This is a genomic window from Micromonospora sp. NPDC093244, assembly GCF_040683695.1.
GTDB lineage: Bacteria > Actinomycetota > Actinomycetes > Mycobacteriales > Micromonosporaceae > Micromonospora.
This window is the reverse complement of record NZ_JBFBEO010000007.1, coordinates 143,391-164,410: the sequence shown is the minus strand read 5'-3', so window position 1 is coordinate 164,410 and position 21,020 is coordinate 143,391. Positions and strand designations below refer to the sequence as shown.

The following is a 21,020-nucleotide window of genomic DNA, read 5'->3' as shown; positions in this document are numbered from 1 at the left end:
ACAGGGTACGCGGATCAGCCCACGTCGAGGGGGTCGGCGAGGAGCCGTTCGAAGGCCAGTTCGGCGGCGCCGATCAGGGGCGCGTCCCCACCCAGTTGGGGGGTACGCAGCCGGACGTGTTCCAGGCAGGCGCCGAGCGCGTTGGAGTTGAGCCGGCTACGGATCTGGGCGGCGGCCGCCAGGTAGAGGTCGCGCATGGTGCCGCCGAAGATGACCATCTCCGGGTTGAAGACGTTCACCAGGTTGGCCACCCCGAAACCGAGCCAGTCACCGGCCTGACGCACCGCCGTCTGGGCTCGGGCGTCACCCCGGTCGGCGGCGTCGAAGACGGCAAGCAGCGCGTCACGTCCCCGCGCGTCGGAGCGCCCCGCCGCGCGGAGCAGCCCGTGCTCGCCGATCTCGGTCTCCCAGCAGCCCCGTGCGCCGCACTCGCAGGGCATACCGTCGCGGACCACCTTCATGTGGCCGACCTCGCCGCCGTACCCGCCGTGCCCGGTGAGCCGGCGGCCACCGGCGATGATGCCGGCACCGACACCGACATCGCCGTACAGGTAGATGACGTTGTCGCAGCCGGCGGCCACCCCTCGGGCGTGTTCGGCGAAAGCGGCCATGTCGGCCACGTTGCCGACCGTGACCGGCACGTCGAGGCCGAGTTCGGCGCCGAGGGCCGCGCCGATCGGTTCGTCCACCCAGCCGGTGGTGGGGCCGAGCCGGACGAGGCCGTCCTCGCGGCGGACCATGCCGCAGACCGCTACGCCGGCGCCCACGCAGATCGCGTCGGCGGGTACCGCCTGCTGCATCTCCTTGACCGCGCCGGCCAGCAGCGGCGCGGCCTCGGCGGCCACCAGACCACGCGGCCGGTCCAGGTCCCGGCGGTCCAGGACCGCTCCACCCAGCCCGATCCGGGCCGCGCGCAGCCGGTCCACCTCGACGGAGTACGCGTACGCGTAGACCCGGGCGGACTCGGGCCGGACGACGAGTGACGGTCGTCCGGCCCGCCCGGTCTCCTTCGGTGCCCCCTCGCTGACCAGTCCCACCGCGGACAGGTCGGCGGTGAGCGCTCCGATGGTGCTGCGGTTGAGGCCCAGCGTGGTGGTCAGTTCGGCACGTGTGGTCGCACCGTGGACGTGTACGTGCCGTAGCAGGGCACCGAGGTTCTGTCGTCGGACGTCGTCCTGGCTCGGTCCTGCGCGCATGGTGGTGCTACCTCCCGCGCGGTCAACGGGTGCCGGTTGCTGCCGCGCGGCGGCGGGACAGGGCGTCGACGCTGGCGGCGAGCAGCAGTACGACGCCGGTGACCACGTACTTGACTCCCGCGCTGTACCCCATGAGGCCCATTCCGTTTTCGATGACCGCGACCACCGCGCCGCCGAGCACGGCGTCGAGGACGCGGCCCTTTCCTCCGAAGAGGCTGGTGCCGCCGATGACTGCCGCGCCGACCGCGTAGAGCAGTACGTTACTGCCCCCCGTGTTCGGGTCGACCGAGTTGGCCCGGCTGGCCGCCACGATGCCGCCGACGGCGGCCATGGACGAGCAGATCATGAAGACCGAGATCCGGATCCTGTCGACTCCGATGCCGGCCCGGCGGGCGGCCTCCCGGTTGCCGCCCACGGCGTAGATGTGCCGGCCGTAGCTGGTGCGCTGGAGCACGAAGGTCCAGATGACCAGCAGCACCGCGATGATCGGTACCACGATCGGCACGCCCTTGAGCGAGCTGATCAGGACGTTGCGGCTGCGTTCCAGGTTGAGGACGTACACGGCCGTGCCGAGGATGACGGCGAGCCCGATGATCCGGAGCGCGACCACGGCGATCGGGTCGGAGATGAGACCGCGGGCCACCCGCTTGCGGTGGCGCAGCAGTTGCACAGCCGCGTAGCCGACGACCGCGAGGGCGGCGAGCGCCCAGCCCAGGGCGGGGCTGAGGTTGCGGTTGGAGATGGCGACAAGCATGTCGTCGCGGACGGAGATGTTGGTGCCCTCCTTCACCAGCAGCAGCACGATGCCCTGGAAGGCGAGGAAGCCGGCGAGGGTGACCACGAAGGACGGGATGCCGATCTTCGCGACGAGCAGCCCGAGGGTGGTGCCGATGACCAGGCCGGTGGCGATCGCGGCGAGCACGGCGACCCACCAGGGGTAGCCGAGCACGGTGACCACATTGGCCAGTACCGCGGCGCAGACGCCGCTGGCGAAGCCGGCGGAGAGGTCGATCTCGCCGAGCAGCAGCACGAAGACCAGGCCCATCGCGATGAGCGTGACCGCCGCGCCCTGGGTGAAGAGGTTGGCGAAGTTGCCTGCCGACAGGAACGACGACGGCCGCATGACCGCGAAGACGGTGCAGAGCACGATCAGACCGAGCACGGCCGGTAGCGCGCCGACGTCGCCACCGCGTACCCGGCTCAGGTAGGTGCGGGCATGGCTTCCGACGGTCGGTGGCGGTGTGACGGCCGCCGGGCCGTCCTTGCGCACGGCGGTGGTGGTCATCGGAGGCCTCCTGGGATCGAGTCGGCCGGCTGCGTGCCGTCGCCGTTGCTGCCAGTCTCGGTCGCGAGGCCGAGCGCGCCCGAGCGCCCGGCGGTGATCAGCTCGACCACCTGGGCGTGGGTGATGTCGGTGGTCTTCACCTGGGCGACCATCTGGCCGAGGTACAGGGCGGCGATCCGGTCGGAGACGGCGAAGACGTCGTTCATGTTGTGCGAGATGAGCACCACTGCCAGACCGTTGTCGGCGAGGCGGCGGACCAGTTCGAGCACCTGCGCGGTCTGTGCCACGCCGAGCGCCGCGGTCGGCTCGTCGAGGATGACCAGCTTGCTGTTCCACAGCACCGCCTTGGCGATGGCCACGGTCTGGCGCTGGCCGCCGGAGAGGCTGGACACGTGCTGGCGCAGCGAGGTGACGGTACGGATGGAGAGCCCGGCCAGCGTCTCGGCGGCGAGTTGTTCCATTGTGGGCTCGTCGAGGACGATGCCGCTGCGCTTCTCCCGACCGAGGAACATGTTCTGCACGATGTCCAGGTTGTCGCAGAGCGCGAGGTCCTGGTAGACGACCTCGATGCCGAGCGTGGCGGCGTCGCGGGGGCTGCCGATGTGCACCTGTTCACCGTTGAACAGGAACTCGCCGGCGTCGGTGGGGTGGATGCCGCTGATGCACTTCACCAGGGTCGACTTGCCGGCGCCGTTGTCGCCGACCAGTGCGGTCACTTCACCCGGGTGCACGGTCAGGGCGACGTCGCGGAGCACCTGGACGGGACCGAAGCTCTTGTCGATCCCGCGGAGCTCCAGCAGGGGGGTCGCGGACACGGGGTTCTCCTTCTCAAGGGAGTGTCGGGGCCCGTCCGGCGGGCGCCGCCCGGCACGGGAGGTGTCCTCCCGTGCCGGGCGGCGATGGTCGTCCCGGCGGGTACTGCGGCGTCGGTCAGCTGATGCCGGCGTCGGCGCAGGCCTTGGCGAACGCCGCGGTGCAGACCTTGTCCTTGGTCACGTAGCCGTCCGCGATGACGTCCTTGATGTTGTCCTTGTAGATGGCCTTCGGGGTGAGCAGCACCGAGGGGACGTCGCGACCGCCCTCGGGGTCCTTCACCGTCTGGCCGGTGTCCTTCCGCTCGCCCTTGGCCAGAGCGACGGCCAGGTCGGAGGCGGCCTTCGCCTCTTCCCGCACGGCCTTGTAGACGGTCATGCACTGGTCGCCCGCGAGGATGTTCTGCAGTCCCTCGGTGCTGGCGTCCTGCCCGGTCACCGGCACCTTGCCGTTGAGGTTGTTCTTCTTCAGGATCGAGATGGCCGCGTTGCCGAGGCCGTCGTTGGCGGCCAGCACGCCGTCGATCTTGCCCTTGGCCGTGGTGAGCTGCTGCTCGAAGATCGTCGTGGCCTGCGCGTTGTCCCACGCGGGCACGGAGTCCTCAGGGCCCTTGGTGTATTCCTTGCTCTCAAACTTCGGCTTGAGCACCGAGTCGTAGCCGGCCTTGAACAGGGTGGCGTTGTTGTCGGTGGGGGAACCGTTCAGGTACGCCACGACGGGGTTCTTGACGCCCTTCTCGGTCAGGCACTTCGACAGACCCTCGCCCTGGAGCTTGCCGACGGTCTCGTTGTCGAAGCTGACGTAGTACTGGGCCGAGCCGCCCAGCGTGAGGCGGTCGTAGTCGATGGTCGCGACGCCCTGCGACTTGGCCTTGTCGAGCACGGCCTTGCCGGTGCCGGAGTCCAGGTTGACGATCATGAGAGCGGTGACGCCGCTGGTGATCATCTGGTCGGCGATGGTCTGGAAGGCGGTCTTGTCGTTCTGGGCGTTCTGGATGTCGTACTGCACACCGGCGGACTTGAACGCCTCCTCCAGAAAGCGTCGGTCCGCGGTCTCCCAGCGGGCCGAGGACTTGCTGTCCGGAAGGATCACGCCGATCTTGGGGGTCTTGGCGGAGCTGCCCGCTTCCGGGCTGGAGTCGTCGTTGCAAGCAGTCAGGCCGCCGGTCGCGAGCAGGCCCACGGCGGCGATGGTGAGGATCCCCTTACGCATGTGCAGGGTCCTTTCGGAGGTGGGGGAGGTGTTGTTTTGTTGTGTCCGGCAACGTATTTCGCGTCACACCGGATCCACAAGACCGCGTAGGTGCCAAGTTTGTTGGGAGCGATAACAATTCAGCAACGCAACTGTTACTCCCCGAACATCCCGCGGAAGGCCGATGTAACGGCAGCCGTCAGCGGGCCTGCAACGGCGCGGTACGGGCGTCGGTCAGCGCCACCAGATCGGCCGCCGACAGTTCGAGTTGAAGACCGCGCCGGCCTGCGGAGACGTAGATCGTCGGCAGGTCCAGTGCGGAGTCGTCGAGCACAGTGGGCAGTCGCCGCCGCTGCCCGAGCGGGCTGATCCCGCCCCGTACATAGCCGGTGGCCCGCTCGGCGACCGTCCGGTCGGCCAGCGCCGCGCGCTTGCCGCCGACCGCCGCGGCGAGCGCCTTGAGGTCCAGTTCGCCGCTGACCGGTACGACCGCCACGGTGAGCGCGCCGTCCACGTCCGTCACCAGCGACTTGAACACCCGCTCCGGGGCCACGTCGAGCGCCGCCGCCACCAGCGCGCCGTAGTTCGGCGCGTCAGGGGCCACCCGGTAGGGGTGGGTGCGATGCGTGATCCCACGCTTGACCAGTAGTGCCGTTGCCGGAGTGCCAGGTCCCGCCACACCCCGAACCTAACCGACAGGTCGGCCGATCAGCACCGTCGGTGCCCCGGCGATCCGGGTGAGCACCAGACTCGCCGCCTGGTCGCCGGCCAGCCGCAGGTCCCGCCGCAGCTGCTCCGGGGTGAGTGCCGAACCCCGCTTGAGGATCTCCACCCGACCCACCCGGCGATCCCGCAGCAGTGCGCGCAGTCGCTTGAGCGAGAACGGCAGCACGTCGGTGATCTCCAGGCAGCGGGCGTACGGGGTGCGGATCGGGTGGTCGGCGTAGAGGTAGGCGATGCTCGGGTCGGCCAGGGTGGCGTCCAGCTCGCCGGCCAGCTCGGCGACGAGGTGCGCGCGGACCACGGCCGGGTCCGGGTCGTACAGGTACCGGCGCGGCGGCCCGACCGGCGCCTCGCTGGCGCCCGAGCCGGTGAGCTGGTGACGGCGGATCTCGTCACCCTCCCGGCGGTACAGGGTGGCGCGGCGCGGCACCTCGGCCAGTTCACCGCACCAGAGCGCGGCCTCGACCAGGTCGCCGTCCACGCCTACCCACTCCGCCTCCGCGCCGGCGGGGATGAGCGCGTGGTCCAGGCCCGGAGCCACCTTCACCACGGTGCGCGGCACCCGCTGCGCCAGCCCCGTGACGAAGTCCCACGGCGGCGAGTAGGCGCGCGGGTCGAAGATCCGACGGCCGGTCCCGGTGGCGCGCCGGGCCGGGTCGCAGAAGACGCCGTCGACCCGGGAGACGTCGAACGCGGTGGCGTCGCCGCACTCGACTGTGAACAGGTCGGCCAGTCCGGCCGCCTCGGCGTTCGCGGCGGCCATCGCGGCGGTCACCGGGTCGGCCTCCACCCCGTACACCCGGATGCCGGCGCGGGCGGCGGCAAGCGCGTCCGCGCCGAGGCCGCAGCCGAGGTCGGCCAGGGCGTGGACGCCGCCGGCGGCCAGCCGGGCGGCCCGGCGGTCGGCGACCACCAGGCGGGTGGCCTGCTCCAGCCCGGCGCGGGTGAGGAACATCCCCGCGGCGGCGGGACCGAACTTGCCTACCGCCCGGTGGCGCAGCTCGGCCTGGGTGAGCGCCGCCGCGGCCAGCGCCGGAGGCACCCCGGCCGCGCGCAGCGCCGACGCCGCGGCCAGCGGGTCGCCGCCGGCCAGCCTGGCCGCCGCCGTGAGCGCGGCCGACCCCTCGGGGGTACGCAGCGCCGCCAGCTGGTCGAGATCCACCTCGACATTCTCCCGGTCGAGGGGAAAATCCGGGCTGGCGGGGCGCGACTCGCTGGCACTCTCCTTGACGGAGTGCTAGCCACGGAATAACCTGCGATTAGCACTCTCACCCTGAGGGTGCCAGCTTCCGGGTCTCGCGACCCGGGTGCGCACGCCAGGCGGACCGGCACCCGCGACGACGGCCCCGCCCGGTGGCATGAGGCAGATTGACGCTGGTCAGCCCCGCTGGCCAGCAACGAAACCAGTACCCCAGGAGGGTATGCCCGTGACTACCGCGACCAAGGTTGCGATCAAGCCGCTCGAGGACCGCATCGTGGTCCAGGCGAACGAGGCTGAGACCACCACGGCGTCGGGCATCGTGATCCCCGACACCGCCAAGGAGAAGCCGCAGGAGGGCACCGTCCTCGCTGTGGGCCCGGGGCGCGTCGACGACAACGGCAACCGGGTTCCGGTTGACGTCCAGGTCGGCGACACCGTCCTCTACTCGAAGTACGGCGGCACCGAGGTCAAGTACGCCGGCGAGGAGTACCTGGTGCTCTCCGCCCGCGACGTCCTCGCGGTCATCGAGAAGTAAGCAACCGATCAGTGCCACTGCCCCGGTCCGGCTCGCCGGGCCGGGGCAATGGCGCTTCGAAGGGACATTCATGGCGAAGATCCTGAGCTTCTCGGACGACGCCCGGCACCTGCTGGAGCACGGTGTCAACGCCCTCGCGGACGCGGTCAAGGTCACCCTCGGCCCGCGCGGGCGCAACGTCGTCCTGGACAAGAAATTCGGTGCGCCGACGATCACCAACGATGGTGTGACCATCGCCAAGGAGATCGAGCTCACCAACCCCTACGAGAACCTCGGCGCGCAGCTGGTCAAGGAGGTGGCGACCAAGACCAACGACGTCGCCGGCGACGGGACCACCACCGCCACCGTGCTGGCCCAGGCGATGGTTCGCGAGGGTCTGCGCAACGTGACCGCCGGGACCAACCCGGCCGGCCTCAAGCGGGGCATCGACGCGGCGGCCGCCAAGGTCTCCGAGGCGCTGCTCGGCCGGGCTGTGGAGGTCGCCGACAAGGACTCGATCTCGAACGTGGCGACGATCTCCGCGCAGGACGCCACCATCGGCGACCTGATCGCCGAGGCGATGGAGCGGGTCGGCCGCGACGGTGTCATCACCGTCGAGGAGGGCTCGATGCTCACCACCGAACTGGACGTGACCGAGGGTCTCCAGTTCGACAAGGGCTTCATCTCGCCGAACTTCGTCACCGACCTGGAGGGTCAGGAGTCCGTCCTGGAGGACGCGTACATCCTGGTCACCACCCAGAAGATCTCGGCGATCGAGGAGCTGCTGCCGCTGCTGGAGAAGGTCCTGCAGAACAGCAAGCCGCTGCTGATCATCGCCGAGGACGTGGACGGCCAGGCGCTGTCCACCCTGGTGGTCAACTCGCTGCGCAAGACCCTCAAGGTCTGCGCGGTCAAGGCCCCGGGCTTCGGTGACCGCCGCAAGGCCATGCTCCAGGACATCGCGATCTCCACGGGTGCCGAGCTGGTCGCCCCGGAGCTGGGCTACAAGCTCGACCAGGTCGGCCTGGAGGTGCTCGGCACCGCCCGGCGCGTCGTGGTCGACAAGGAGAACACCACGATCGTCGACGGCGGTGGCCAGAAGGCCGACGTCGCCGACCGGGTGGCCCAGATCCGCAAGGAGATCGAGGCCTCCGACTCCGACTGGGACCGGGAGAAGCTGGCCGAGCGGCTGGCGAAGCTCTCCGGCGGCATCGCCGTGATCAAGGTGGGTGCGGCGACCGAGGTCGAGATGAAGGAGCGCAAGCACCGCATCGAGGACGCCATCGCGGCGACCAAGGCCGCGGTCGAGGAGGGCACCGTGCCCGGCGGTGGCGCCGCCCTGGTGCAGATCCTCCCGGTGCTCGACGACGACCTGGGCTTCACCGGTGACGAGAAGGTCGGTGTCTCGATCGTGCGCAAGTCGCTCGTCGAGCCGCTGCGCTGGATCGCGCAGAACGCCGGTCACGACGGGTACGTCGTGACCCAGAAGGTCGCCGACATGCAGTGGGGCAACGGCCTCGACGCCGCCACCGGCGAGTACGTCGACCTGGTCAAGGCCGGCATCATCGACCCGGTGAAGGTGACCCGCAACGCGGTCACCAACGCCGCCTCGATCGCCGGCCTGCTGCTCACCACGGAGAGCCTCGTGGTGGAGAAGCCGGAGCAGGCCGAACCGGCCGCCGCCGGCGGGCACGGCCACGGTCACGGCCACCAGCACGGCCCGGGCTTCTGACCCGGTAGCGACACCCGTCCCGGGGCACACCGTCGTACGACGGTGTGCCCCGGTTCGTCGTACGAGGTCATTACCGAGCGCTGACGTGGTTGGCGACGCGGCGGAATGATCGCGCACACTGGGCCGATGAGCACCACGTCACGGCGGTACGCCGCGCTGGCCGGAGTGACCGCTGCCGCCGTCGCGATCGGGATCGCCGAGCCGGTGGCGGTGCTGACCGGCCCCCGGTCGGCGCCGCTCGTCGCGGTCGGCGGGGTGGTCGTCGACGCCGTCCCCGAGTCGGTGAAGCAGTTCGCCATCGACCTCTTCGGCACCGCCGACAAGATCGCCCTGCTGGTCGGTACGGCGGTGCTGCTCGGCGCGTTCGCCGCGCTGTTCGGGATGCTTGCGGTACGCCGGTTGGCTCTCGGCCTGGCCGGGATCGCGGCGTTCGCCGCCGTCGGCGTGGCCGCCGCGGTGACCCGTCCCGGCGCGGACGTCTTCGACGCGCTGCCGTCGCTTGTCGGCGGTGGTCTGGGTGCCGTGGTGCTCTGGCTGTTCATCGCCGGCCCGCTGGAGCTGAACCCCTGGCCCTGGTCCCCGCCGGCACCGACCACGTCGCAGGCGCCGGTGTCGGAGGCCGGCCCGGCGACGTCCGACGACCTGCCGGTGCCGGTTACCCCGGCCGCGCCTTTGGAGCCGGACGTGTCGAGCGGGCGGGCGCCGGGCGAGGTAGCCGACCCGGAGTCGCGTCGGCGGTTCCTCACCGGCGCAGGGGTGCTTCTCGGCACCGCTACGGTGGCCGGTCTCGGCGGTCGTTGGCTGGCCGGGCGGCGCGGCGTGTCGGCCGCCCGGGACGCGATCCGGCTGCCCGCTCCGGTCGCCCCCGCACCTGCCGTTCCGGCGGGCGCGGACCTCTCGCTGGCCCAGCTCGCGCCGTACGTCACCCCGAACTTCGGGTTCTACCGGATCGACACCGCCCTGGTGGTGCCGCAGGTGGACCCGGACACCTGGCGGTTGCGGATCCACGGGCGGGTCCGTACCGAGCGCACCTACAGCTACGCCGACCTGCTGGCCCGGCCGCTGGTCGAGCGGTACGTCACGCTGGCCTGCGTCTCCAACGAGGTGGGTGGGGACCTGATCGGAAACGCCCGCTGGCTCGGCGTACCCCTGCGGGAGCTGCTCGACGAGGTCGGCCCGGAGGACGACGCCGACCAGGTCGTCGGCCGGTCGGTCGACGGCTGGACCTGCGGCACTCCCACGGCCGCCCTGCGCGACGGCCGGGACGCCCTGCTGGCGATCGGCATGAACGGCGAGCCGCTGCCGGTCGAGCACGGCTTCCCGGTCCGGATGGTGGTGCCCGGCCTCTACGGCTACGTGTCGGCCTGCAAGTGGGTCACCGAGCTGGAGCTGACCCGGTTCGCCGACTTCGACGCGTACTGGGTGCCGCGGGGCTGGTCCGTCGAGGGGCCGATCAAGACCCAGTCGCGGATCGACGCTCCCCGGGCGCGCAACCGGCTGACCACCGGCCCGGTCACCGTGGCCGGGGTGGCGTGGGCGCAGCACCGGGGCATCCGCCGGGTCGAGGTACGCGTCGACGGCGGGCCCTGGCAGGAGGCGGAACTGGCCCCGACGGTGTCGGTGGACACCTGGGTGCAGTGGTCGTGGCGCTGGGACGCCACGCCGGGCGAGCACCGCCTCCAGGTCCGGGCGACCGACGCGACTGGTGAGACGCAGACCGAGCGGAGGCAGGGCGTCGTCCCGGACGGCGCCACCGGCTGGCACACGGTCACGGTCACGGTTCGCTGACCCCCACGTCCCGGGTGGCAGGGGACGCGAAACCGCGCCCCGAGATCGGGGCGCGGTTTCGTGGGTGTTGCGGGAGTGCCGGTCAGGCGACGTTGCGCTGGGCCGGGACCGTGGACTTGTGCGGGCGGCCGAGTCGGGCCTCAAGCCGGGCCACGTCCACCCGGGCCTGCCGGCGGTCGGCGAGGTCCTCCCAGCCGACGGCGAGCAGCCGCAGCCGCTCCGACTCGCTGAAACCGCCCCACACGCCGTACGGCTCGCGCACCGACAGCGCGTGCGCGGCGCACTCGGCGCGGACCGGGCAGGCCCGGCAGACGGCCTTGGCGGAGGATTCGCGACGGAGTCGGGAGGAGCCTCGCTCACCGTCGGGGTGGAAGAACTGGGCGCTGTCGCGCCCTCGACAGGCACCGAGCCGCTGCCAGTCCCAGAGATCGACGATGGGTCCGGGCAGTCTACGTACGTTCGACATCAGCACCCCTCCTCCCGCGCGGCACCGCGAGGTCCTTGTGGCCGGCTTCCGGGCGGCGGGCCGCGCAGGCGCACCGTTCCCGGCCTGGACTTCCCGGTACCCGGGCCGCCACCGACTCACACGTGTGTGATCGAGAACGTCCCGGAACTTGCGGCTTTTGCCCTATCTGTCGGAAAAGTTCGAAGGATTGCCGGGAACCCCCTCCCCAGCCGACCTCGTCATGGTCTGCTCGTGGGCGGAGAGGAGACCACAGTGCGTACCGTTCTTGTGTGCGTTCGGACACCGCTCGCGGCCCAGCATCTGACATCTGCTGCCGCGCGGCTGGGGTTGTCCGCGATTGTCCGTACCGCCGTCTCCGATCCCGAGGTGATGCTGCGGCTCGCCGAGCGACCGGCCGACGTGGTGCTCGCCGACACGGCCCTCACCCGGCCGGACAGCGCGGGGTTCGTCCGTCGGGTGCTGGCCCGCGCGCCGCAGGCCGCGGTGGTGCTGCTCGGGACCGAGGAGTCGGAGGCCGCGGCGGCCACCATCAGCGCGGGCGCCCGGGGCCTGATCCAGAACGCCGACCACGATCTGACAAGCGCGGTGGCCAAGGCCCTGCTGCTGCTCACCGCCCCCGGTCGGGCGAACCGGCAACGGATCACCGATCCGGCCCGGGACACCGCGGCGGTCGGCGGCCCGGGCCGTTCCACGCCGTCGCTGCGCGGCTCGGGCGAACCCGGCCGGCCCTCCACGGCGACCGGCGAAGGGTCGGCGGGTGTGCCGTCGGTACCCGTGCAGCGCGGTGACGACGAAGCCGAGCCGGCGAACGGCGAGACGCCGACCGAGCAGGCCGACCCGGCCCGCCCCGCACCGGGCGCCCGCCCCGCGCGGGCGTCGATCGGGCTCACCGAACGGGAACTTCAGGTGCTGCTGGGGATGGCCGAGGGCAAGAGCAACGCGGAGATCGGCCGGGAGCTGTTCGTGTCGGAGGACACCGTCAAGACGCACGCCCGCAGGCTGTTCCGCAAGCTCGGTGCCAGGGACCGCGCGCACGCGGTAGCCGCCGGGTTCCGCGCCGGCCTGGTCGCCTGACACCGCCCGCGCCCGGAGCCGTCAGAGAGCGGCGACCACACAGGGTCGCGGAGAGCGCCGGCGGTGCTCAGTCCGTCGCGGTGGGGGTGCCCGACTCGTCCTCGGTGCCCTCGGTCAGGGTGTCGTGCACCCCGTCGGCGTACCCGCGTGCGTAGTCCCACGTCACGTAGTGGTCCGGGTCCGGGTCGTACGCGGGCTCGTGCACGCGCGGCCGGCCCGAGTTGAGCAGGTGGCGCAGGTTGCCCCGCAGCAGGTCCCAGTCGAAGTAGTGCGGCTCCCGGCAGTCCTCGCATTCGATCACCAGCCCGCGCACCCCGATCGGCGCCAGCAGGGCCTGGTAGATCTCCAGGTCGGCGAGGTCCTCCAGCACATCCTGCCGCTCGACGTCGGTCAGCGGATCCGGCGTCGCGTCGTCGCCCGGGTCGTCCAGCCCCGCAGTCGGGTCGGCCGGGTCGCCGTTGAACGGGTCGATGGGCTCGTCGTGCACCCCCTCACCGTAGACCCAACGCGGCGGGGACGTCCGCCCCCGGGCGCGCGACGGGCCGGCCCGCCACCGGAGGAGTCGCCCAGCTCACTGGGTACGATGGGACGACGTGCCGGCACCGTGGCGTGCTCCGGTGCCCGCCCGCGCCACCTCGCTGAAGCCCATCCGAGCAGCTCAGGGGAGCAATCGTGGAAAATTCGCCCAGCACTGATCTTCCGGCCGGCGCCGAGCGCGCCGACCTGGGCGGCCACCTGCCCGAGCTGCCGGCCGGCTCGGCCCGGGTCGTTCCGCTCGGGCTCACCTTCGACGACGTGCTGTTGCAGCCGGGCGAGTCGGACGTGGTGCCCAGCCGGGTCAACACCCGTACGAAGCTCACCCGCAACATCGAACTGACCATCCCGCTGCTGTCCAGCGCGATGGACACCGTCACCGAGGCGCGGATGGCGATCGCCATGGCCCGTCAGGGTGGCATCGGCGTGCTGCACCGAAACCTCTCGGTGGATGATCAGGCGCTCCAGGTCGACCTGGTCAAGCGCTCCGAGTCCGGCATGATCACCAATCCGGTGACGGCCAGCCCCGACGACACGCTGCGCGAGGTCGACGAGCTGTGCGGCAGGTACCGGATCTCCGGTGTGCCGGTGGTGGACGGCGACGGCCAACTGGTCGGCATCGTCACCAACCGGGACATGCGGTTCGTCTCCGAGCCGGACACTCCGGTCCGCGAGATCATGACCCGTACCCCGCTGATCACCGCCCGGGTCGGGGTGAGCAAGGACGACGCGCTCGCGCTGCTGCGCCAGCACAAGGTCGAGAAGCTGCCGATCGTTGACGACTCGGGTCGGCTGCGTGGGCTGATCACCGTCAAGGACTTCACCAAGAGCGAGCAGTACCCGGAGGCCACCAAGGACGGCGCCGGTCGGCTCCGGGTGGCCGCCGCGATCGGCGTCGGCGAGGACTCGTACAAGCGGGCCCGCACGCTCGTCGACGCGGGCGTGGACGTGCTGATCGTGGACACCGCGCACGGCCACCAGCGGGCCGTGCTGGACATGGTCCGCCGGCTCAAGAAGGACGTGAGCATCGACATCGTGGGCGGCAACGTGGCCACGTACGCCGGTGCGAAGGCGCTTGTCGACGCCGGCGCCGACGGGGTCAAGGTGGGTGTCGGCCCGGGCGCGATCTGCACCACCCGGATCGTCGCAGGGGTCGGCGTCCCGCAGATCACCGCGATCATGGAGGCCGCCCGGGCCGCCCGTCCGGCCGGCGTGCCGGTGATCGGCGACGGCGGCATCCAGTATTCCGGCGACATCGCCAAGGCGCTTGTCGCCGGCGCCGACACGGTGATGCTCGGCAGCCTGCTGGCCGGCTGCGAGGAGAGCCCCGGCGAGCTGATCTTCGTCAACGGCAAGCAGTTCAAGGCGTACCGGGGCATGGGGTCGCTCGGCGCGATGCAGTCCCGGGGCCAGGCCAAGTCGTACTCGAAGGACCGCTACTTCCAGCAGGACGTGCTCAGCGACGACAAGCTGGTCCCCGAGGGCGTCGAGGGTCAGGTGCCCTACCGGGGGCCGCTGTCCCGGGTGGCCCACCAGCTGGTCGGCGGGCTGCGGCTGGCGATGGGGTACGCCGGTGCGGAGAACATCCCCGACCTGCACGACAGGGGCCAGCTCATCCGGATCACGGCGGCCGGTCTCAAGGAGAGCCACCCGCACGACATCCAGATGACAGTCGAGGCGCCCAACTACCACACCCGCTGACCCCACCACCCCCAACCACCTGGAGTCCCCCATGCGTGACGTGGTCGAGATCGGGCTGGGCAAGACCGCGCAGCGCGGCTACCACCTGGACGACATCGCCATCGTGCCGAGCCGCCGGACCCGGGACGTCGACGACGTCTCCACCGCCTGGCAGCTCGACGCGTACCCGTTCGGCATCCCCTGCGTCGGGCACCCCTCGGACGCCACGATGAGCCCGTCGTCGGCGGTGCGGCTCGGTCAGCTCGGCGGCCTCGGCGTGCTCAACGTCGAGGGGCTGTGGACCCGCTACGAGAACCCGGCGAAGGTGCTGGAGGAGTTGGCCGGCCTCGACGAGGACGCCCGCGCCACCAAGCGGCTCCAGGAGGTGTACGCGGAGCCGATCCGCCCCGACCTGATCGCCGAGCGGGTGAGTGAGCTGCGCGCCGGTGGCGGCACGGTGGCGGTGCGGGTCTCCCCGCAGCACACCCTCGCGCTGGCGCCGGTGATCCTGGACGCCGGGGTGGACATCCTGGTCATCCAGGGCACCATCGTGTCGGCCGAGCACGTGTCGACGACCGACGAGCCGTTGAACCTCAAGGAGTTCATCGCCGACCTGGACCTGCCGGTGATCGTGGGCGGCTGCACCGACTACAAGACGGCGCTGCACCTGATGCGTACCGGCGCGGCAGGTGTGATCGTGGGCATCGGCGGCGACGGGTGGTCGACCACCGAGTCGGTGCTGGGGATCCGGGTGCCGATGGCCACCGCGATCGCCGACGCTGCGGCGGCCCGTCGGGACTACCTGGACGAGACCGGCGGCCGGTACGTGCACCTGATCGCCGACGGTGACATCCAGACCTCCGGTGACATCGCCAAGGCGCTCGGCTGCGGCGCGGACGCGGTGATGCTCGGCGAGCCGTTGTCGCTCTGCGACGAGGCGCCCGCCGGTGGCGCGTGGTGGCACTCGGCGGCGAGTCACCCGTCGCTGCCCCGGGGCACGTTCGAGGTGGCCGGTGAGCCGCTCGGGTCGATGGAGGAGTTGCTCTTCGGGCCGGCCGACGAGGCCGACGGCCAGCTCAACCTGTTCGGTGGGCTGCGCCGGGCGATGGCCAAGTGCGGCTACCGCGACCTCAAGGAGTTCCAGAAGGTGGGCCTGGTCCTGGACCGCTGACCTGCCCGATCAGACGCCGGAAGGCCGGCCCCGCCCCCGTGGCGGGGCCGGCCTTCCCGCTTACTTCTTGAGGTAGATGGTCAGGTCGGACATGTTGCGGTAGCTGAGCGCCGCGAAGTCCAGCGACTGTGCCCGGTTGGCGGTGCCGCCGGGCGCTGTGTCCATCTCCCAGTTGGCGTGGTGGAAGTCCCGCTCGCCGATGGTCTGGAAGAACTGCTGGAAGTTGATGTCGCCCTCGCCGAGCGGCGTCATCTGGTGGCCGTTGGGCACGCTGGGGTCCCGGTCGCCGTCCTTGGCGTGGAAGAGCGGGAACCTGGTGGTCCGGTCGGCCACGTTGAGGATCGGGTCGAACAGGTCGGTCTGTTCCCGGCCGGCCGGGTCGACGTACTTCTGGTGCTTGTACCGCGCGACGTAACCCCAGTAGATGTCGAACTCGAAGAAGACGTACCGGGGGTCGGTCCTGCCGAAGAAGTACTCAAGCCGGCGGATGCCCGACGAACGGGTGGGGCGGCCCTGGGCGTCGAGGGGCCCGGAGTCGAGCAGGAAGCTGTACGCGACGTCGTGGTTGTGCGTGTAGAGGCGCATGCCCCGGGCCCGGGCCTGCCGGCCCAGTTCGTTCCAGGTGTCGGCGGCGGCGTCCCAGTCGGCCTTGTACGCGCTGTTGGTCGGGTCGCTGCCGGTGCCGATGTTCTTCATGCCGAGTTCCTCGGCGATGTCGAGCTGCTCCTGGAAGGTGGCCGCCTGGATCGAGGCGTGCGTGCCGTTTGCGACCAGTCCGTTGTCGTCGAGGATCTTGCGGATCTCGCGAGGGGTGATCTGCCGGCCCAGGATCTCGGTGCTCTGGGTGTAGCCGGCGAACTCGATCTCCTTGTAGCCGATCTCGGCGAGCCGGGCGAGGACGCGTTCGAAGCCGTACGGCACGCCGCTGTCGTCGGGTGCGGCGGTGATCCGGTCCCGGACGCTGTAGAGGATGATGCCGCGGTTCTTCGCCGGGATCAGCGGCTCGACCCGCAGCCTGCTGCCGCCCTTGTCCTTGGGGTGGGCGAGTGCGGGGGTGCCGGTGGCGAGGACGGGGAGCCCGGCCGCGCCGATCGCGGCGGCGGCGCCGGCGGAGGCGGCGAGCAGGGACCGGCGGCTGAGCCGGCCGGCGGGGGAGGCGTCGGGTGCGGTCTGGTCTGGCATCGTTCCACCTTTCGCGACGGTGGTTGCCGTCGATGACGATCAGCAGAGGTGCGACGAGAGTCCGGTCGCGGGGCGCCGCCGAGCGCCCGTCCGCGTCCGATTGTTCCGAACGCGTTACATCTTGGAGTCAGACACTAACGACGGTCGAAGCCAAAAGAAAGTATTGATCAGCACCAACTTTTGTTTGATTCAACGAAAGTAACTGATGATCGTCGATACGGGCCGCACGCCGCATGGCGCTGACTACGCTCGTCCTGACCGTGGTTCACGGCAGGAGGAGTGCGCATGGTCCGCACCGGACGGATACCTACCGGCCGCCGCCTGGCCGCCGGCGTCATCGCGTTGACAGGTGCAGTGGCACTTCTGGCGTCCGGCTGCACGGGCGCCGGCACCGACGGGTTCCGGCCGGGCGCCGCCGATGCCGGCGACCCGTACGTGCCCGGGCGCGGCAACGGCGGCTACGACGTCACGCACTACGGCCTCGACGTCCGCTACGACCCGGCGAGCGACAGGCTGACCGGCCGCGCCGTCATCACCGCCACCGCCACCCAGGACCTGTCCCGGTTCAACCTGGACCTGCACGGCCTGACCGTCGACGCGGTCACCGTCGCCGACGCATCCGCCGACCACCGCCGGAGAGACGACGAACTGGTGGTGACCCCACGCGACGGGCTGCCCCGCGGCCGGCAGTTCACGGTGACCGTCGACTACGCGGGCGTTCCCGACGCCATCGCCGACGGTGAACTCGGCAGCGGCGGTTTCCTGCACACCGCCGACGGGGCGATCGCGCTCGGCCAACCCGACTCCGCCGCGACCTGGTTCCCGGTCAACGACCACCCGTCCGACAAGGCCACCTACGACGTCGCGGTGACCGTCCCGGACGGACTGTCGGCGCTGAGCAACGGGGTGCCCGGCCCGACGAACAGCGCCGACGGCTGGACCACCTGGCGCTGGGCCGAGCGCGCCCCGATGGCCAGCTACCTGAGCACCCTGGTGATCGGGAACTACCGGGTGACGACAGGCACCCACGCCGGTCGGCCGATGGTCACCGCCGTGGCGGCGAGCCTGCCGGCGACCGGCGGCGCCGCCAGCTCGGTGGCCCGCACTGGGGAGATCGTCGACTTCCTGGCCAGCCGCTTCGGCCCGTACCCCTTCGACTCGTACGGCGGGATCGTCGTCGCCGACGACCGGATCGGCTACGCCCTGGAGACCCAGTCCCGGCCGGTCTACGGACCCGCCTTCTTCACCGGCGACCGACCCCACCCGGGAGTCGTCGCGCACGAGCTGGCCCACCAGTGGTTCGGCGACAGCGTGTCGCTGACCCGCTGGGGTGACATCTGGCTGAACGAGGGCTTCGCCAGCTACGCCGAGTGGCTGTGGGAGGAGCACGACGGCGGGCGTACCGCGCAGCGCAACTTCGAGATCCAGTACGCGGCGACGGACTGGACGCAGCCGTCGGTCGAGCCGGGCCGGGAGCGCATGTTCGGCACCGCCGTCTACAAGCGCGGCGCGCTGACCGTGCACGCGCTGCGCCGCACCGTCGGCGACGACGTGTTCTTCCGCATCCTGCGTACCTGGACCGCCGAGCGGGCGGGCGGCAACGCCACCACGTCCGACTTCGTCGCACTCGCCGAGCGGGTGTCGGGTCGGCAGCTGCGACCGCTTCTCGACGCCTGGCTGGTGGGCGGTTCGGCCCCCACCCTGCCGTGACGGTGACGTGATCACCTGTCGATAGGCTGCCGCCTGCGATCGGTGGGAGACGCCCGTCGCGCGGGGCGGCCCGGCCGCCACCGCATCCGTACGGGAGGACTCGTGATGACTGTGACGCGGCGCAGGCTGCGGGTCGGTGCCGGTCTGCTGGTGACCGGGGCGCTCCTGCTGTCCGGATGTGACTCGACCACACCAACGGCGGAGCCGTCGCCGAGCGCGTCCCCCACGCAGGGGCGGACGTTCACCCCCGGCGCCGCGGGGGTCGGCGACGACTACTTCCCGAGCTACGGCAACGGCGGGTACGACGTCGGTCGGTACACAGTCAAGGTGCGTTACGACCCGGCGAAGGACCGGCTGGACGGCACGGTCACGGTGCAGGCCACCGCGACGGCCGACCTGTCGTCGTTCAACCTCGACCTCGCCGGCCTGACCGTCGAGCGGGTGACAGTGGACGGCGTCCCGGCCACCCACCGCAGGGACAAGAACGAACTGGTCATCAAGCCGGCGACCGGCCTGATCAACGGCAACGGGTTCGTCGCGGAGATCACCTACGCGGGGGTGCCGAAGCCGCTGCGCAACGAGGTGCTCGGCGACGGCGGATTCCTGCACACCTCCGACGGCGCCATCGCGCTGGGGCAGCCCGAGTCGGCGAGCACCTGGTTCCCGGTCAACGACCACCCCTCCGACAAGGCCTCGTACGACTTCGAGATCACCGTCCCGGACGGGCTCACCGCGGTCAGCAACGGCGTACCCGGCGGCCGGACCAACAAGGACGGGTGGACCACCTGGAAGTGGTCCGAGAAGTCGCCGATGGCCAGCTACCTGAGCACGCTTGTGATCGGCAAGTTCCGGGTCACCACAGGTGAGCACAAGGGCCGACCGGTGTACAGCGCGGTCACCACCAAACTGCCAAAGGGTGCCGCGGACGCGTCGATCGCCCAGACCGTCACGGTCGCCGACTACCTGGAGAGCGTGTTCGGGCCGTACCCGTTCGACGCGTACGGCGGTGTGGTCGTCTCCGACAGCCGCATCGGGTACGCGCTGGAGACGCAGAGCCGCCCGGTCTACTCCGGCGGGTTCTTCCGCCAGGGCGAGAACACCGAGGTGGTGGCGCACGAGCTGGCCCACCAGTGGTTCGGCGACAGCGTGGCGCTTGCCAGGTGGGAGGACATCTGGCTCAACGAGGGCTTCGCGACGTACGCGGAGTGGCTGTGGGCCGAGCACACCGGGGAGTACACCGCCAAGGAGGCGTTCGACAACAGGTACGCCCAGATGTCCGCCTCGGTGTGGAAGACGCCACCGGGCCGGCCGGGTGTGGAGAAGCTGTTCAGCGAGTCGGTTTACCAGCGCGGCGGGATGACCCTGCACGCGTTGCGGGTGGCCGTCGGCGACAAGGCGTTCTTCGAGATCGTCAAGGCCTGGGCGGCGGACAAGCGCAACGGCACCGCCACGACTGCCGAGTTCGTGGCCCTGGCCGAACGGGTCTCCGGAAAGCAGCTCGACCCACTCTTCGACGCGTGGCTCTACGGCACCAAAAGACCCGTCCAGCCCAAGCGGCTCTGACCGGGGTCAGTTCCTGACCACCAGCTTGGGGTGGGCGGCCAGGTACTGGTCGGCGCGGCCGGCGCGCAGCTCGGTGATGAACGTGCGGCCCTCGGTGGTGAGCTGTTCGCCGCGGTAGGCGCTGCCCTTGCCGACCCCGGAGCCGGGCAACCCGACAAGCACGAAGCGGTCCTCGGGCACCCCGCTCAGCGCGTACGCCAGGTCGACGATCCGGTTGCCGCCCACGTACACGAGGGTGTCGCCGAGCGCCGCGACCACCTGGTCGACCCGCTCGGGTTGCCGGGCCAGACCCTCGTCGAGGATCTTGCGGGTCAGCGCGCGGATGAGCTGCTGCTGGTGGCGCTGCCGGGCGTAGTCGCCGCCGGTGATGTAGCGCTGCCGCGCGTAGTCCAGCGCCTGCCAGCCGTTGAGGTGCCGCTCACCCTTCTCGTAGACCTGCTGCGGCCCGGTGTACCCGCCGGGTGCGCTCTCCCGGTACTTGCCGTCCGGCCGGCGGTGCAGGGAGGCGACCCGCTGGTCGACGTAGATGTCCACGCCGCCGAGGGCGTTCACGAGCCTGTCGAACCCGGTGAAGGTGAGCACCGCGCCCGCGTCGATGCGCAGCCCGGTGTAGCCGCTTACCGTGCTGCGCAGCAGCTCGTACCCCTGGGCGGTGCTCGGCTGTTTGGGTTTGCCCGGCACCCGGCTGCCGTAGCTCATCGCGTGGGTGAGCTTGGTCTTGGCGCCCTTGTAACCGGCCTTGGGGAACGCCGGGATGTCCACCAGCAGGTCGCGGGGGAGCGAGAAGAGGTACGCCCGGCCCAACCCCTTTGGCACGTGCAGCACCAGCACGGCGTCGGAGTGCGGCTCCCAGCCGGGCACGCTGACCCGGGTGTCCACGCCTACCAGCAGCAGGGTCAGCGGGCCGGTGATGTTCGCGCCCGGCGGAGGGCCGCTGGGGCTGGGGGTGGGCGTGTCGATGGGCGACGGGCTCGGCGAGCCGGCCACCGGAGCGCCACCCGGCCTGCTGTCGCCGGTCAGCCGGGTGACCACCACCGTCCCGGCGACGATCAGCGCGACGGCGGCGAGGGCCGCCAGGCCCAGCAGTAACCACCGTCGGCGCGGTGCCATCGACCCGAGGACCATGTTGGAATCCTTCCACCCGTCTGCTGAACAACGCTCCGACAGGTGCCCCGGGTTGCGGCCGGGCGCCGTCGG

Annotated in this window: 18 protein-coding genes; 8 read left to right on the top strand and 10 right to left on the bottom strand. The window is 71.1% G+C overall.

Annotated features, from left to right (window positions below; all coding sequences use genetic code 11):
• Window positions 1–14: 14 nt before the first annotated feature.
• The 6 genes from AB0N27_RS26865 to AB0N27_RS26840 all read right to left on the bottom strand — a co-directional run bounded on the left by AB0N27_RS26865 (window position 15) and on the right by AB0N27_RS26840 (window position 6,370).
• On the bottom strand, window positions 15–1,196 hold the full coding sequence (locus AB0N27_RS26865) for an ROK family protein (protein WP_364375445.1): 1,182 nt from the start codon (window positions 1,194–1,196) through the stop codon (window positions 15–17).
• Between the two features lie 22 nt (window positions 1,197–1,218).
• A complete protein-coding gene (locus AB0N27_RS26860; protein WP_364375442.1) occupies window positions 1,219–2,481 on the bottom strand; it encodes an ABC transporter permease in 1,263 nt (420 codons plus the stop codon).
• The gene (locus AB0N27_RS26855; RefSeq protein ID WP_364375439.1) at window positions 2,478–3,296 is read right to left on the bottom strand and encodes an ATP-binding cassette domain-containing protein; all 819 of its coding nucleotides are present in this window, start codon (window positions 3,294–3,296) and stop codon (window positions 2,478–2,480) included. Before AB0N27_RS26855 ends, AB0N27_RS26860 begins: the two co-directional genes overlap by 4 nt.
• Window positions 3,297–3,411: 115 nt before the next feature.
• Window positions 3,412–4,506 (bottom strand): substrate-binding domain-containing protein, encoded by a 1,095-nt coding sequence (locus AB0N27_RS26850; RefSeq protein ID WP_364375437.1) that lies wholly within the window; start codon window positions 4,504–4,506, stop codon window positions 3,412–3,414.
• Between the two features lie 178 nt (window positions 4,507–4,684).
• Window positions 4,685–5,164 carry a Cys-tRNA(Pro) deacylase gene (ybaK, locus tag AB0N27_RS26845; RefSeq protein WP_364375434.1) on the bottom strand — a complete coding sequence of 160 codons (480 nt, stop codon included), beginning with the start codon at window positions 5,162–5,164 and terminating at the stop codon, window positions 4,685–4,687.
• A 9-nt stretch (window positions 5,165–5,173) separates the two neighbouring features.
• Window positions 5,174–6,370: a methyltransferase domain-containing protein gene (locus AB0N27_RS26840; RefSeq protein WP_364375431.1), complete on the bottom strand. Its 1,197-nt coding sequence runs from the start codon at window positions 6,368–6,370 to the stop codon at window positions 5,174–5,176.
• Window positions 6,371–6,629: 259 nt separating this feature from the next.
• On the opposite strand from AB0N27_RS26840, the gene groES reads away from it, so the two are divergent.
• From groES to AB0N27_RS26825, 3 genes are all read left to right on the top strand, one after another.
• The gene (gene groES, locus AB0N27_RS26835) at window positions 6,630–6,944 is read left to right on the top strand and encodes a co-chaperone GroES (RefSeq protein ID WP_030330046.1); all 315 of its coding nucleotides are present in this window, start codon (window positions 6,630–6,632) and stop codon (window positions 6,942–6,944) included.
• 70 nt (window positions 6,945–7,014) lie between these two features.
• Window positions 7,015–8,655: a chaperonin GroEL gene (gene groL, locus AB0N27_RS26830; protein WP_364375427.1), complete on the top strand. Its 1,641-nt coding sequence runs from the start codon at window positions 7,015–7,017 to the stop codon at window positions 8,653–8,655.
• A gap of 126 nt (window positions 8,656–8,781) precedes the next feature.
• A complete protein-coding gene (locus AB0N27_RS26825; RefSeq protein WP_364375424.1) occupies window positions 8,782–10,443 on the top strand; it encodes a molybdopterin-dependent oxidoreductase in 1,662 nt (553 codons plus the stop codon).
• Window positions 10,444–10,525: 82 nt separating this feature from the next.
• Here the strand turns inward: AB0N27_RS26825 and AB0N27_RS26820 are convergent, their stop codons facing one another.
• Entirely contained in the window at window positions 10,526–10,909 is a 384-nt protein-coding gene (locus tag AB0N27_RS26820) for a WhiB family transcriptional regulator (protein ID WP_357993583.1), read from the bottom strand.
• A gap of 252 nt (window positions 10,910–11,161) precedes the next feature.
• Between AB0N27_RS26820 and AB0N27_RS26815 the strand changes: the two genes are divergently transcribed.
• Entirely contained in the window at window positions 11,162–11,983 is an 822-nt protein-coding gene (locus tag AB0N27_RS26815) for a response regulator transcription factor (protein ID WP_364375420.1), read from the top strand.
• A 67-nt stretch (window positions 11,984–12,050) separates the two neighbouring features.
• Here AB0N27_RS26815 and AB0N27_RS26810 read toward each other — a convergent pair whose 3' ends face one another.
• Window positions 12,051–12,470, bottom strand: a complete 420-nt coding sequence (locus AB0N27_RS26810; protein WP_364375417.1) for a DUF5319 domain-containing protein — start codon at window positions 12,468–12,470, stop codon at window positions 12,051–12,053.
• Between the two features lie 185 nt (window positions 12,471–12,655).
• On the opposite strand from AB0N27_RS26810, the gene guaB reads away from it, so the two are divergent.
• A complete protein-coding gene (guaB, locus tag AB0N27_RS26805; RefSeq protein ID WP_364375414.1) occupies window positions 12,656–14,218 on the top strand; it encodes an IMP dehydrogenase in 1,563 nt (520 codons plus the stop codon).
• Window positions 14,219–14,249: 31 nt separating this feature from the next.
• A complete protein-coding gene (locus AB0N27_RS26800; protein ID WP_364375411.1) occupies window positions 14,250–15,368 on the top strand; it encodes a GuaB3 family IMP dehydrogenase-related protein in 1,119 nt (372 codons plus the stop codon).
• Window positions 15,369–15,428: 60 nt separating this feature from the next.
• Here the strand turns inward: AB0N27_RS26800 and AB0N27_RS26795 are convergent, their stop codons facing one another.
• The gene (locus AB0N27_RS26795) at window positions 15,429–16,550 is read right to left on the bottom strand and encodes a sugar phosphate isomerase/epimerase (protein ID WP_364375408.1); all 1,122 of its coding nucleotides are present in this window, start codon (window positions 16,548–16,550) and stop codon (window positions 15,429–15,431) included.
• 285 nt (window positions 16,551–16,835) lie between these two features.
• Between AB0N27_RS26795 and AB0N27_RS26790 the strand changes: the two genes are divergently transcribed.
• Both AB0N27_RS26790 and AB0N27_RS26785 read left to right on the top strand, forming a co-directional pair.
• Window positions 16,836–18,260 carry a M1 family metallopeptidase gene (locus tag AB0N27_RS26790; protein ID WP_364375405.1) on the top strand — a complete coding sequence of 475 codons (1,425 nt, stop codon included), beginning with the start codon at window positions 16,836–16,838 and terminating at the stop codon, window positions 18,258–18,260.
• Window positions 18,261–18,365: 105 nt separating this feature from the next.
• Complete coding sequence (locus AB0N27_RS26785; RefSeq protein WP_364375402.1) at window positions 18,366–19,823, top strand: M1 family metallopeptidase; 1,458 nt, start codon at window positions 18,366–18,368, stop codon at window positions 19,821–19,823.
• A 6-nt stretch (window positions 19,824–19,829) separates the two neighbouring features.
• Here the strand turns inward: AB0N27_RS26785 and AB0N27_RS26780 are convergent, their stop codons facing one another.
• Entirely contained in the window at window positions 19,830–20,948 is a 1,119-nt protein-coding gene (locus AB0N27_RS26780; RefSeq protein WP_364375399.1) for an LCP family protein, read from the bottom strand.
• Between the last annotated feature and the right edge of the window lie 72 nt (window positions 20,949–21,020).

What these genes read in the sequence shown, in the direction of transcription:
- AB0N27_RS26865 (WP_364375445.1), bottom strand. Translation starts at nt 1,196, where the DNA reads ATGCGCGCAGGACCGAGCCAGGACGACGTCCGACGACAGAACCTCGGT.
- AB0N27_RS26860 (WP_364375442.1), bottom strand. Translation starts at nt 2,481, where the DNA reads ATGACCACCACCGCCGTGCGCAAGGACGGCCCGGCGGCCGTCACACCG.
- AB0N27_RS26850 (WP_364375437.1), bottom strand. Translation starts at nt 4,506, where the DNA reads ATGCGTAAGGGGATCCTCACCATCGCCGCCGTGGGCCTGCTCGCGACC.
- groES (WP_030330046.1), top strand. Translation starts at nt 6,630, where the DNA reads ATGCCCGTGACTACCGCGACCAAGGTTGCGATCAAGCCGCTCGAGGAC.
- groL (WP_364375427.1), top strand. Translation starts at nt 7,015, where the DNA reads ATGGCGAAGATCCTGAGCTTCTCGGACGACGCCCGGCACCTGCTGGAG.
- AB0N27_RS26825 (WP_364375424.1), top strand. Translation starts at nt 8,782, where the DNA reads ATGAGCACCACGTCACGGCGGTACGCCGCGCTGGCCGGAGTGACCGCT.
- AB0N27_RS26820 (WP_357993583.1), bottom strand. Translation starts at nt 10,909, where the DNA reads ATGTCGAACGTACGTAGACTGCCCGGACCCATCGTCGATCTCTGGGAC.
- AB0N27_RS26800 (WP_364375411.1), top strand. Translation starts at nt 14,250, where the DNA reads ATGCGTGACGTGGTCGAGATCGGGCTGGGCAAGACCGCGCAGCGCGGC.
- AB0N27_RS26795 (WP_364375408.1), bottom strand. Translation starts at nt 16,550, where the DNA reads ATGCCAGACCAGACCGCACCCGACGCCTCCCCCGCCGGCCGGCTCAGC.
- AB0N27_RS26790 (WP_364375405.1), top strand. Translation starts at nt 16,836, where the DNA reads ATGGTCCGCACCGGACGGATACCTACCGGCCGCCGCCTGGCCGCCGGC.
- AB0N27_RS26785 (WP_364375402.1), top strand. Translation starts at nt 18,366, where the DNA reads ATGACTGTGACGCGGCGCAGGCTGCGGGTCGGTGCCGGTCTGCTGGTG.
- AB0N27_RS26780 (WP_364375399.1), bottom strand. Translation starts at nt 20,948, where the DNA reads ATGGTCCTCGGGTCGATGGCACCGCGCCGACGGTGGTTACTGCTGGGC.